This window comes from Vibrio pomeroyi (assembly GCA_041879425.1).
GTDB lineage: Bacteria > Pseudomonadota > Gammaproteobacteria > Enterobacterales > Vibrionaceae > Vibrio > Vibrio pomeroyi_A.
Genome location: CP090855.1, coordinates 387,893 through 401,243, shown reverse-complemented (window position 1 = coordinate 401,243; position 13,351 = coordinate 387,893). Strand labels below are relative to the sequence as shown.

Here is a 13,351-nt window from a genome sequence, read left to right as displayed (position 1 = left end):
TCCCGGCAGTTGTATTAACACTCGCCTGATCTACTAAAACCTTGCCTATTCAAAAGGCCTCACACTGTGAGTAATGCCAGTCAGTTAAGCTGACTGGCATTTTTTCTGTTCGTTGCATATTTTTTGGGTTTCAGTTTCACCCAACGAGGGTAACTTCTATCTTCTCTTCGAGGTGGCAGGGTAAACATGGATATTTGCTTGAGTAAGACTTCATAATGTTTAGGAAGTTTTCCAGGACTCGTTAAAGGTAAAGCCGCGAAGTATTGAGTCACAGCCATAGCACTACTCGTAAAGCTTAATTGATTTGGCCAGACGCTATCTAACTTAATCGCAGCCTTTGTCATAACTTGTCTTATAAGGTTATAGGCGAGCAAAATCCCCCAGAGCTCCTGCTTGACCATATCTGGGCGCTTACTTCGTAATGTATACTCACTATCAAGCAAGGTTTGCTTCATTTCCCGATAGCCTAATTCGATTTCCCAACGATAGCGATAAAGCTCTACGATGTCTTCACCAGGAAAGCGCAACCCATCACGCATTGATGTAAGCACCTGATATGTCTTTCCTTTGATAATTTTCGACACTAACCTTGCTTCTATTGTCTCAGGGAGATCACTGAACTTCTTTCTTGCCTGATGTGTCGTTTTTATATCAACGATAGCGTCACTCTGACTGTATTTATGAACGACTTCATACTGGAAGTCTTTTTTCACAGGGAGCATCCAATGCCTTTCTTTGCCTACCTTATTCCAGCGATTAAGTAGCCCTAGAGAGTAGTATCCTTTGTCAAAAATAGTCAACGAATGATCGGGGGTTTGTTCAATGAGTTCTTCTGCAAGGCGCATTTCGCTGGTGCGATAGTCAGAGAATGTACTATCGATTAGTTGATGACTTGTAAGCTCCATCAAGCAAACCATACGTACCTTAGGGTAAATATTCTCAGATGATTGATTGCTTTGTGCTTTAAACTCTTGATGATTTTCAGGTGTATCTGTCGTTCTCCAAACGACACCATCGACGGATAGAAGGTTTAGTCCACACCAAGTTTCGAAGTTAGACGATTGATAGCTATGCGCAGCCATCTTCTTAAAGACTTGCTTAACACCTTCTTCGCCTAATCTCTGTCTCGCTTGAACAACAGCACTTGGGGCAACAAAGCGCTGTTTGTCTGGCAGAACAAAATCGAGTTGGTTAGCGATATCCCAAACAGATTGTTGACGAAAGAGACTCATTCCAACAACGGACCAAAGTACAGCCTCCAAAGGTAACCGTCTTCTTCTAACGGTTGCGACGCCAGCTTGCTCAAAACCCTGCTGGATAAGCTCTGGACTAAGAATTTCAGAGTATTTTTCAAAGTGGTGAAAGGTATTACATGACTGAAAAGTATTGGCAAGTTGGCTTTCTAAAGACATAAAAAAATCCGATATTAGTTTCCTAATATCGGATTCTGAAGCCTTTTGAGGATCGGTCAAATGATCTCACAAATTTCTTAACTGATCGGCATTACTCACACTGTGAGGCCTTTTTTATCATTTTAAATGATGCTCTTTATCACTGTACGAAATACGATTCAGATAGAGTCAATGCAGCCTCAAATGTTTCGTTTCGTGTCATCTTAGGTTGATTTTACCGATTTACTTCTCTTGCGAATAACTTTTTTCTGTTCAAACCAATCATTTAAAAATCCGCGTAATTCAATGAAACAAATTTGTTTCATGAAATAAAGTGGCGGTATCTGCTTTGAATGTGCTCTTAACGTTCGATAAAAGCGTAGATATCGCCTGATTTCATTAATAAAACTGTCACACCAGTCATCTAGTCTTGCCTTCATCAATTAACGGGATGGATAGGGATAACGAGTGAATATCAAGGATGTGGCAGTTCTAGCGGGAGTTTCCCCTGCGACAGTCTCTCGATTCGTTAACACACCAGAATCTGTGGCTTCCGCTACAGCTCAAAAAATCGAGCGTGTCATCGATACGACAGGCTATCGCATTGATAGAAAGTCACAAGCCATTGAACTCAACAAAAACCCAACGATTGGCGTGCTGATTCCGAGCCTGCTGAACCCCGTATTCTCAGAAGTTGTTGCAGGTATTCAACAGCGAGCAAGGCATTTTGGCTACTCGACTTTAGTGGTGGATACCCAATATGACAGTGAACAAGAACAACAAGCTGCCATTGATCTTATTCGTCAAAGAGTAGAAGGCGTGATCCTAACGATAGCCGATGTGACTGATAATGCTGCACTCGAATTACTGCGAAGTTTTAAGTTCCCTTACTGTTTGCTTCATAACCAATCTGTTGAAAATGAACCTTGTGTGTTCGTTGATAATTACCAGGCAGGTAAGGATGTTGCGCAGAAAATTTTGGAGTATGGCCATACAAAAATAGGAATGGTTACAGGGCATTTTGCCTCATCCGACAGGGCTAAAAAACGTTATGAAGGATTTAAACAAGGTCTCAAAGATCGTGGGGTGGAGTTAAGCCAACTGCTTGAGGTCGACCAAAACAAGCTTATCCCGTTCACTACTTCTGAGATGAGGCTATTAAGTGCTGAGTGTAGCCCAACGGTTTGGTTTTGCAGCAATGACTTATTGGCGCTGAAAACAATGAATGCGTTGAAAAGTACAGGTAGACGGATTCCACAAGATGTTTCCGTCGTGGGGTTTGATGGTATGGGCCTTGGGCAATTAGTGAGTCCTAATTTGTCTACCGTGGCTGTTCCTCATTTTGATATGGGGAAAATGGCCGTCGATATCTTGTTTAACGCAAAAACAGGCTCAATCAAAAGGCGTGAATTTGCACTGAAATATGAATTACAAATGAAGGGATCGCTTGGTGCGGTTCCCGTTATCACCCAATTTAATTAACGGAAGATTCTTTGGAGAACATAATGGCATCACATCAACTATTACGAGTTAAAAAGTCATCAAAAACCAGAAAGTTAGCGGGCTTAATTCTTGGTTTTGCTGGCGTGGCGTTTCAAGCACAGGCATCTGATGCCATCTGTTACAACTGTCCACCGGAGTGGGCTAACTGGGGAGGGCAACTTCAGTTAATTAATAAAGAGTTGGGTATACGAGTTCCTATGGACAATAAGAATTCGGGTCAGTCTCTATCTCAGTTGGTAGCAGAGAAAAATAGCCCGGTAGCTGATGTCGTTTATTACGGTGTTTCTTTCGGTATCAACGCAAAAGAACAAGGCGTTGTTGATGCGTATAAGCCTAAAAACTGGGACCAGATACCAGAAGGCATGAAAGATCCTGACGGGAATTGGTTTGCTATTCACTCTGGTACGATCGGGTTCTTTGTAAATGTTGATGCTCTTGATGGCGCAGAGGTACCGACGAGCTGGGAAGATCTGCTAAAGCCTGAATATCGAGGCATGGTTGGGTATTTAGACCCAACGAGTGCTTTCGTTGGCTACGCTAGCGCAGTGGCGGTAAATGAAGCTATGGGTGGCGACATTGATAATTTCAAACCAGCCATTAAGTATTTTCAACAGTTAGCAAAGAATCGCCCAATTGTTCCTCGACAAACTTCTTATGCTCGCGTGATCTCTGGTGAAATCCCTATTTTAATTGATTACGACTTTAATGCTTATCGTGCGAAGTACAACGATTTCACTAACGCTGCCTTTGTTATTCCAAAAGAGGGTTCCATCGCAGTGCCATATGTAATGAGCAAAGTGAAGAGTTCACCAAACCCTGAAAATGCGAAACAGATATTGGATTTCGTATTGTCGGAGCAAGGCCAACAATTATGGGCAGATGCTTACTTGCGTCCGGTTATTGATGGTGTGATGAGTGAAGAAGCGGAAAGTAAGTTCTTGCCGGCTTCTGAATACCAACGCGTTGGTTCTGTTGATTTCGCAAAGATGTCTGAAAACCAGTCAGAGTTTGCTGATATGTACATTCGTGAAGTGAACTGATCGCTTTTTAACTCATTGGATGGCGAGGATCCCTCGCCAGTATTTCTATGAAAAATGACCGTATTTCTTTTTTGTTAATTTTGCCAGCCATCGTAATTAGTTGTGCATTTTTCCTGTTGCCAGTCGTACAGCTAATTACCGTATCCTTGGTTGATGGGGGAGCTGCTAGCTACTGGCAAATTTTAACTCGACCAATTTATCTCAAGAGTTTGATTTCAACCGTTGGGCTTTCTGTTTTAGTCACTTTGGTGAGCTTAGCTATCGCGACCATTAGTGGGTTGTTTTTAACCCGCTATGAGTTTCGCAGCAAGCAGCTGTTAGTAGCCATGTTGAGCTTTCCTCTAGCTTTCCCTGGTGTGGTGATTGGCTTTTTCGTCATCATGCTCGCAGGGCGACAAGGGTTATTTGCCCAACTAAGTTTACAGCTGACTGGTGAACGTTGGATGTTTGCTTACACGATGGCCGGGTTATTCTTAGGTTACCTCTATTTCTCAATTCCGCGTGTTGTATTAACCGTTATGGGGACAGCGGAAAAGCTCGACCTTAACTTAATTGAGGCGGGCCGCTCTTTAGGGGCTAACCGATGGCAAATATTCAAGGATGTTACTTTGCCCGCTTTAACTCCGGGGCTCATTTCTTCCGGGTCTATATGCTTTGCCACGTCTATGGGAGCCTTTGGTACTGCTTTCACGCTGGCGACCAACATTAATGTTCTACCTATGACGATATACACCGAATTTACGTTAAACGCCAACTTCGCGATGGCCGCTGCACTGAGCTTAATCTTAGGTTTGGTCACATGGATCTGTTTAGCGCTTGCTAAGCGTCACAGTAACGCATCAGTTGCAATGGGAGGTTAGCATGAAGAAAGATAAATACTTCTATATACAATTGATATTCACTTTGTTGGTTTGTGCATTCCTTATCGTGCCTGTGATCATGTCTGTAATGGCGGGATTGACCAATAACTATTTTGTTGGCGTTAAAAGTGGCTTTACCTTTCGATGGGTTGAACAAGTGTGGTCGCTATACTCTGATACGATTTGGCTAACACTTCAGATAGCGATTGCAACGACGCTAATCAATGTTGTGATTGGTGTACCTTGTGCTTATGTGCTCGCGAAGAGTAGGAGCCGTTGGGCATCGATATTCGATGAAATTCTAACCTTACCAATTGCGATACCAGGTATGGCTATTTCTCTGGGCTTGATATTGGCCTATGGGGGTTTTAATGATTTTCGTTCTAGCTGGATGTTCATTCTTGTTGGGCATGTAATCTTTACGCTGCCGTTCATGGTCAAATCTGTTCTTTCTATTTTGCAGAGCATTAACTTCCGTGTCTTAGAGGAGGGCGCTGCGAGTTTAGGTGCTAGCTTTTGGCAGAGGTTTTTTGACGTGATAGTACCTAACTGTAAAGCGGGCATAGTTGCTGGCATGTTGATGACACTTACGCTTTCTATTGGCGAGTTTAATCTAACTTGGATGCTACATACGCCATTAACCAAGACCTTACCCGTCGGTTTAGCGGACTCTTACGCATCCATGAGACTTGAAATCAGTTCAGCTTACACCTTGATCTTCTTATGTTTAATACTTCCACTTTTGGTTTTGGCTCAAGCCTTAAATAAAAAACCAGTTACTAATAATTAAGGCAGCACCAACATGTTAGAGCTAGAAAATGGCGTTGAGATATCGCTAAACAATATTACAAAAACTTTCCCTGATGGCACTGTGGCTCTGAAGCCAACCAACCTGAAAATTGAGGCTGGAGAAATCTTAGTTCTATTAGGACCCTCTGGATGTGGGAAGACGACAACGTTAAGGATGATTGCAGGTCTAGAGTTCGCAGATGAAAACGGTGGCAGCATAGTATTTGGCGATCACGACGTAACAGGGTTACCTATTGAACAGCGTAAAGTGGGCATGGTTTTTCAATCTTATGCGTTATTTCCAAACATGAATGTAAGTGAAAACATCACTTATGGTTTAAAAGTTCGTGGTGTCGGTGAGTCTGAACGAGCGCAAAAGCTCAAAGAAATGCTTGAGATGTTCGATTTGGAGAAATACGCCAACCGTAACATTCATCAACTTTCTGGCGGTCAGCGTCAACGTGTGGCGTTAGCAAGGGCAATTATAACGGAGCCAGATGTTCTACTGCTTGATGAGCCCTTGTCTGCATTAGATGCGTTATTGAAACAGCGACTTCGTGGCGATATTCGAAGTCTACTAAAAAAACTTGGTATTACAGCGGTATATGTGACGCACGATCAAGAGGAAGCAATGGCTATGGGCGATCGTATTGCCGTTCTCGATCATGGTGAAATTGCACAAATAGGGTCTGCGAAAGACATTTACCTAAAACCAGTAAACAACTTTGTTGCTGATTTTATTGGTCAGATGAACCGACTCGAAGGGCTGGTTAACGATGGAAAGCTGCTCCTTGATACTGAAAAGTACATTACGTTGTCCAAAGAGGCACAGTCGCAAGTGACTTCGGGCAAAGAAATCAGTGTGATGCTAAGACCGGAAGATATTTCATTACAAGATGTCTGTGGCGATGATGTCCTAACCGCAACAGTCAATAGCACCATATTTCTCGGCGATCGCACAAGAGTGCTCCTGTCTGGCGTGCAGAAAAGCAAAACGTTGATGGTTGACTGTTTTGAACGCGTGGAATATCACGTTGGCCAAGTTGTTGCTGTTACGTTTGCCCCTGAACGACTAATACCTTTAAAGAAGTAAGAATCATGCTAATTGCACAGCTGACAGACCTGCATATTAAGCAGGGGGGCAAACACGCCTACAGAAAAGTCGATACATTAAAATGTTTGCACGATGCCGTCGATCATATTAACCGTTTAAGTCCAAGGCCGGATTGCGTGGTGGTGACAGGCGATTTGGGTGACTTTGGAGTGTCGGAAGAGTACTTGTTGATTAACGAAGCTTTGTCTAAGTTCGAGATACCTTTGTATGTTATTCCGGGAAATCATGATGATAGGAATAACCTACGTGATGGTTTGTCCGATCTCGTTTCGTTTGATCATCAGGAGTATTGTAACTTCGTTGCTGAAGAACATGGGGTCGTATTAGTTGGTTTGGATTCATCCGTCATTGGTAAGCCTTACGGCTATTTAAGCAATGAAACGCTAGACTGGCTAAGGTCAGTGCTTATTGAGTATTCCGCTAAACCGAAAATGTTGTTTATACATCACCCTCCAATGAAGGTTGGGCTAAACCATATGGACGTTCAAAACCTTCAAAACAATGATGAATTTTATGATGTTCTTAAAGAGCATGAAAACATCGTCGGCATATGCGCAGGGCATTTACATAGACCCATTACCGCTGTTTGGAATTCGATCCCAGTTTGGGTCGGCCCCTCACATAGTCACTCAGTGACCTTAGATTTAGACCCTAACGCGTGCTCGTCATTTTCATTAGAGCCTAAAGCGATACAATTACTCACAGTGGAGGGTAACTCAGTTGTCTCTCATATTAGCTATATTGAAGACAGTGATGGTCCTTATCCTTTCTTTGACGAATCTGGTGCGCTGATTGATTAAGTACTAGCTATTATTTTGAGGGGGCGAGCAATTTGATATCGCCATTTTTTATAGAAAATGGCGATATTTTTGTATTAGATGAGTAGGAGATTACAGCACTTTTGAGTTAGCAAGATGTCATTAAGAGCGCTTCGTCTTTTTCGACATGTAGTGAGTATCAAAAAACTCGGGCCAGTACATCTTCACGTAACCGCCAGCGACCCAAATGACCAATATCGTAGCGATGGTCAACTCAAAGAAACCAAATTTGTGTAGCCAGTACCATTGCGGGAATTCAGCCCCGAAAAAGGTGGTTAAGCGATGCATCGCAATGGCGCTGATCACCGACGGGAAGGTAACCGCAGCAATGGATGGTTGGAACTTCAAACGCATCAAGCGGATATAACACAAGTAAATCAGCAGCGTCATGGTGATGGCGATGCCCGCCAGCGCGCCAGTAAGAATAGGATCTGGATTATCAAAGTTGACCAAGTAAGCGGCCAAAGACAAGTTTACTGGTGCGGCCATGATTGCCAGTGTTGGTCTTGCTCTGCGCGGTAGGTTGCCTTCAAATACTAAGCGGTATAGCACCACAGGCAACATGAAGAAGTAGATACCAATACATGTCGCTGCAAGCGTTTCTGAGAATACGGTGTGTCCAAACTGCGTACCCGCTAACGAACTACTGATCAAACCTACTGGGTACAGAAACCAACTCGGAACAATGTTAGACATTTTGAAGTTGATGATCTGAAAACCGAAGAACAACACCATCATCGTAAAGTGCAGTAATAACGCACAGAACCAAATCGGGTAGGCGATTATTGGCGATATCTCTGCTAAGTAGTCACACAGAATCAACAATGCCATGCTCATTGGCGCCATTAAGCTTCCGCTAAGTGGATGACGGATATCATTGATGAAAGTATTAAAGCTGGTGAGATAACGAAGTAAAACGGGCAGCAATAACAGCGCGCCGAATGCAGCAAGATAAGGGCGAATGATCTCGCCAACCCCTGGGAGGTACAATGCCCAAGCTTGCCCGAGTCCAATTACACCAAGTGCTAAAGACGCCTGAGAGGGAGGCACATTTTTTACTTGGGTTAATCTTCTCCAGTTCAACAGCTTGCTCCTATTATTTATAGAATGTGGGTTGGTTTTTAGAATGTCAGTACGTAATAGATTTTTTGCTCTAGTTAGAGCGTGCAGTTGTTCCATCAATAGATGTTGAGGGCATTCAACTAATTTTGAGTGGATGATACCAAGTTTAACGTTTGCTTTTTTGATTTTGATGCGGAATCGGGACATTAAGCACGTTGAATGTGTGCTTTTGTTTCATGAGTCATTTGTAATTAACGCACTTCCTCTTGCTGAGGTAGGTCTTGTTGTCTTAACTTCTCATTTTTCAGTGTACGGTTCAGTAGTTGGCTGTAGATCGGCTGACCACCTAACATCTGAGCAATGATTACGGCACCTAGACAAGTGATGATCAACGGCAGGATAAGGTAGTAGTTATTGGTCATTTCGATAACCAACAATATACCTGTAATTGGTGCTCGCACGGTTGCAGCGAATAAAGCACCCATTCCCGCAATCGCAAACATACCCGGTTCGATATTCAGTTCAGGAAAGAATGCCGCGGCGATAAGTCCAAATGCGTAACCAAAGAGTGTGCCGAGTGCGAGCATCGGCGCAAAGATACCGCCCGGAGCACCAGAGCCAAAGCAAAGTAGGGTGGTGATAACACGGCCTAGGAAGATCAGTAGCAATATGTTTGTGCTGTAACTGCCGTTAGTGATGTTTGGGATGATACCAATACCACCGCCAGTCAATTCAGGAATATAAAGCAGCAACAAGCCAAAGCAGCCACCAAGCAGGCTTCCAGTTATCAAGTAGCGTTTGCGGTCGTTCTTGTGTATGGCAACAAACATATCCTGCGAAAGTGTTATTAGCTTATTGAAGATCACGCCAAACAAGCCGAACAATACGCCGAGTAATAGGAATAACCAAAGCGCACTCAGCTCAGGTTGTTGGTACTGAGGCATGGTAATAACAGCAGATTGACCATTGATCGAACGAAATACAATGTTGGCTGAGATCGCAGAGATGATGACAGCTTTGATTGAAATGAGTGAATAACGAAATTGTGGTCTCATTTCTTCAACAACGAACATAATCCCAGCTAATGGTGCATTGAACGCTGCAGCCAAGCCACCAGCCGCACCTGAAGCAAGTAATGAGTGTCGAGTATCGTCATCTTTTACCCGGAATATGTCAGTGACCATTCGACCGATGCTTCCGCCCATTTGCACGGTTGGCCCTTCACGACCTAACACCATGCCAGAACCTAACGCGCCCATACCACCAAAGAATTTTACTGGTAATACTCTCCACCAACGAACAGGTCGCATACCGTCCATCGCGCCTTCTATTTCAGGGATGCCAGAACCGGCAGCTTCTGGAGCGAAACGGTGAACGAGAAAATAGCCAATGAAGGCGAATGCAGCACTGATGAGGAAAGCAGCAAGCCAAAGTGGTAAATAGCTACCGATTTCATCTTTCAGCCAATCGGTACGAGTTTCTGTGATGAAATGAACCGCAACTTCGAAATAGGTGCCCACCACGCCAGCAAGGATACCGACAATGCAAGAGAGGAAAAGTACGGAAGCGGGTGTTTTGTCTCTAGAGAGAAATTGGTTGATAGCATCCCTTGGCATTTTTGCTAAAAGGGATTGCTTAATTCTCTCTCTATTGGTCATTTAAGTTTGGTTCCTGAGTTAATGCGGGGAGGGTCTTAGTAAATTATACGCCTCCTCTGCATATCCTATAGCAGCAAAGATGCAAAGTTGAATTTCATTTATGAAAGAAGTGTATTACATAAATGGAATGTATGGACAATATAGTGGAATCGCCGTCACAGTTTTGATCGATTCTCTGGTAGCAACTTGTATTACGCCAAAAATGAACCATAGTTAAATCGTAAAGCAACATAACGAACCGCAAGGAGAAGTGAGGTTTTACACACAATTTGGATGGATTCAGAAACAAAGTTTTTAGTTCCTCGTTAAATGTTCAGGTCGATATTTAAGGCTTCCTGATTCGCGAACTCACGATTGAGTAACGAGGGTGAGGCGTACTGACAAGTACGCCTTTAGTCCGTCTGGAGCATCCAAAACTCAGCTTTCACTTCTATTATCTATTTATCTGCTCAACTCTTCACACTTCGCTAAGCGCTATATCTGTGTAAATCAGCCTCACCCTCTATTTGGTTAACCCATTCTTCTGCTCGCCAATCTGAGTATAAACAAGCGATTGGGGTCAACTTTTTGGTAATTGAGTATATACTCCCTAAAAAAGGAGAACTGATATGACCAAAAAAGTTCCTACAAACATAATTACGGGTTTCTTAGGTGTTGGTAAGACGACAGCTATTTTGAATCTGCTTAAAAACAAACCTGAGAATGAGAACTGGGCTGTTCTGGTTAATGAGTTTGGGGAGATTGGTATCGATGGCGCGTTAATGACGGACCAAGGTGCTTTGATTAAAGAAGTGCCGGGCGGATGTATGTGCTGCACAGCGGGCGTGCCTATGTCGGTAGGTATTAATGCTTTACTTCGCCAAAAGCCAGACCGCTTGCTGATTGAGCCAACAGGCCTTGGTCACCCAAAACAGGTGATCGCGACACTGACTTCAGACCAATACACGCCATACGTTGATCTAAAAGCGACATTAGGTTTGGTTGACCCACGCAATCTATCCAAAGAAAAATACACCTCTAATCAGAACTTTAATGATCAATTAGACAGCGCAGACGTGATTCTCGGCACCAAGGTCGATCTTGTGCATTCTGAAGACATCGATGTGTTTAACGATTGGGTGACGGATCAAACGCCAGCTAAAGTCTTCCACAAGCTAATTCACGATGGTGAAGTGCCATTAGAAGTGTTGGACATTGAAAGAGTACATGGCAGTGCTTCAACTCATATTGAATCGCACCATCATGATCACGCTGAACAAGAACCTCAATTCGAACTACCTCCGGGCGAAGCGTTCATACGCAAAGAGAACAAGGGGCAGGGCTACTACAGTTGTGGTTGGCTGTTTGGTGCTGAGCATAAATTCGATTTCGATGCGCTATTCTCAATGCTTTCTGATCTCACGGCTGAGCGAGTAAAAGCCGTAGTAAACACCGACCAAGGTTGCTACGCATTCAATGTGGCGAATCAAGTGGTGTCAGTGAATGAAATTTCCCTCGATGGCTTTGAATCTCGATTGGAAGTGATCGACTCGCAGTTAATGCCGTGGGGCGATCTCGAACAGATTTTACTCAAGCTGTGCGGCATCAAATAGGGTTTAATCTCTGTTTGAACTGAATAATCGGGTGTTTGCTTCGTCGATGGCGTGGTAAACACCAGATTAAATGAGAAAGTTTGCGTTATATCACGATAAATGTGAGATAAATCACTCTAATTACTTTATAGTGCTCGGCTGAAATAAGAATGTAGGCTGTCTGCTTAAGGAACCCGTAACAATGTCATTTTCCTCTCAAGGTTTTGCTCCTGAATTAGTCAAAGCGTTGACTGAGTGTGGTTATGAAAAACTCACTCCAATTCAACAAAAAGCGATTCCAATGGCTCGTAAAGGCCATGATATTTTTGCTACTGCTCAAACCGGTACGGGTAAAACAGCGGCATTCTCATTGCCTGTTATTCAGCACCTACTGAACAGCGGTAAAAAAGCATCTCGAGGAACAGCTCGCGGCCTTATTCTTGCTCCAACTCGTGAGCTTGCTGCGCAGATCGCTCAAAACATCAAAGACTACGTTAAATACACTGAACTAAGCGTTTCAGCGGTTTACGGTGGTAACAAGATGTCTTCACAGGTTCGTCAATTAGAACTGGGTGTGGATATTTTGGTTGCGACTCCAGGCCGTTTAGAAGAGCACTTAGAAGCGGGTAACGTGTCTATTGCTAACTTAGAATTCCTAGTATTTGATGAAGCTGACCGTATCCTAGATATGGGCTTCATCAATGCCGTTCGTAAGATCATGTTGGATGTAGAAACCTCTCCACAAATCATGATGTTCTCCGCGACAACATCGACTCAGTTAAACCAACTGTCAGTTGATATTTTACGTAAACCAAAACGTATCAGTGTTGAACGTGAAAACTCGACGGCTGCAACTGTCGGTCACGTGGTTTACCCAGTGGATCAAGAGCGTAAAACAGAATTGCTTTCTGAACTGATTGGTCGTAAAAACTGGCGTCAAGTGCTTGTGTTCGTGAACTACAAAGAAACAGCGAACGACGTGGTTAAAGAGCTTAAGCTAGACGGCATTAAAGCGGTATTGTGTCACGGTGATAAAGCACAAAGTGCTCGTCGTCGTGCTCTAGACGATTTTAAAGAAGGTAAAGCGCGTGTAATGGTAGCAACAGACGTTGCGGCTCGTGGTCTTGATATCGAAGACTTACCACACGTAATTAACTACGACATGCCTTTCCTAGCAGAAGACTATGTTCACCGTATTGGTCGTACAGGTCGTGCAGGTAAGCAAGGTCACGCTGTGTCTTTCGTTAACCGCGAAGAAGAGCTGACTGTGGTTCAAGTTGAAAAACTCATTCAACAGCGAATTCGCCGTGTTGAGCAACCGGGTTATGAACCGAAGAAACGTGATGCTTACATTGAAAAGCTGAACACTAAGTCGGCTTACAAAAACCGCCAAGGTCGAAAAAACAACGCGAACGAAGAGCCTCAAGATCAAGCAAGCGCAGAACGTCGTTTGACCATGATGAAGCGAATTAAAAACCGTCGTAAGTAAATTTACGGTTGGTAATGAAAAAGAGCCACTGTATTGTGGCTCTTTTTCGTTGTGTC

11 protein-coding genes are annotated in these 13,351 nt (G+C 43.5%); 8 read left to right on the top strand and 3 right to left on the bottom strand.

The genetic code is table 11. The features are described 5' to 3' along the window. Positions 1-80 precede the first annotated feature (80 nt). The gene (locus tag L0992_17830; protein ID XGB69890.1) at positions 81-1,412 is read right to left on the bottom strand and encodes an IS4 family transposase; all 1,332 of its coding nucleotides are present in this window, start codon (positions 1,410-1,412) and stop codon (positions 81-83) included. A 447-nt stretch (positions 1,413-1,859) separates the two neighbouring features. Between L0992_17830 and L0992_17825 the strand changes: the two genes are divergently transcribed. The 6 genes from L0992_17825 to L0992_17800 are packed head-to-tail and all read left to right on the top strand — an operon-like array spanning position 1,860 to position 7,497. Next, positions 1,860-2,873 (top strand): substrate-binding domain-containing protein, encoded by a 1,014-nt coding sequence (locus tag L0992_17825; GenBank protein XGB69889.1) that lies wholly within the window; start codon positions 1,860-1,862, stop codon positions 2,871-2,873. A 23-nt stretch (positions 2,874-2,896) separates the two neighbouring features. Beyond that, on the top strand, positions 2,897-3,934 hold the full coding sequence (locus L0992_17820; protein XGB69888.1) for an ABC transporter substrate-binding protein: 1,038 nt from the start codon (positions 2,897-2,899) through the stop codon (positions 3,932-3,934). Between the two features lie 47 nt (positions 3,935-3,981). Continuing rightward, a complete protein-coding gene (locus L0992_17815) occupies positions 3,982-4,794 on the top strand; it encodes an ABC transporter permease (protein XGB69887.1) in 813 nt (270 codons plus the stop codon). A 1-nt stretch (position 4,795) separates the two neighbouring features. After that, positions 4,796-5,584, top strand: coding sequence for an ABC transporter permease subunit (locus tag L0992_17810; GenBank protein XGB69886.1), 789 nt, complete (start codon positions 4,796-4,798; stop codon positions 5,582-5,584). Positions 5,585-5,596: 12 nt separating this feature from the next. Next, positions 5,597-6,676, top strand: a complete 1,080-nt coding sequence (locus L0992_17805) for an ABC transporter ATP-binding protein (GenBank protein ID XGB69885.1) — start codon at positions 5,597-5,599, stop codon at positions 6,674-6,676. A 5-nt stretch (positions 6,677-6,681) separates the two neighbouring features. Then, positions 6,682-7,497, top strand: coding sequence for a phosphodiesterase (locus L0992_17800; GenBank protein XGB69884.1), 816 nt, complete (start codon positions 6,682-6,684; stop codon positions 7,495-7,497). A gap of 120 nt (positions 7,498-7,617) precedes the next feature. On the opposite strand, the gene L0992_17795 is transcribed toward L0992_17800, so the two are convergent. Next, positions 7,618-8,565 (bottom strand): TDT family transporter, encoded by a 948-nt coding sequence (locus L0992_17795; GenBank protein XGB69883.1) that lies wholly within the window; start codon positions 8,563-8,565, stop codon positions 7,618-7,620. A gap of 263 nt (positions 8,566-8,828) precedes the next feature. Next, positions 8,829-10,235 (bottom strand): H(+)/Cl(-) exchange transporter ClcA, encoded by a 1,407-nt coding sequence (clcA, locus tag L0992_17790; GenBank protein ID XGB69882.1) that lies wholly within the window; start codon positions 10,233-10,235, stop codon positions 8,829-8,831. 608 nt (positions 10,236-10,843) lie between these two features. Between clcA and L0992_17785 the strand changes: the two genes are divergently transcribed. Continuing rightward, on the top strand, positions 10,844-11,827 hold the full coding sequence (locus L0992_17785; protein ID XGB69881.1) for a GTP-binding protein: 984 nt from the start codon (positions 10,844-10,846) through the stop codon (positions 11,825-11,827). A gap of 181 nt (positions 11,828-12,008) precedes the next feature. After that, positions 12,009-13,295 carry a DEAD/DEAH box helicase gene (locus L0992_17780; protein ID XGB69880.1) on the top strand — a complete coding sequence of 429 codons (1,287 nt, stop codon included), beginning with the start codon at positions 12,009-12,011 and terminating at the stop codon, positions 13,293-13,295. The last annotated feature ends 56 nt before the right edge of the window (positions 13,296-13,351 follow it).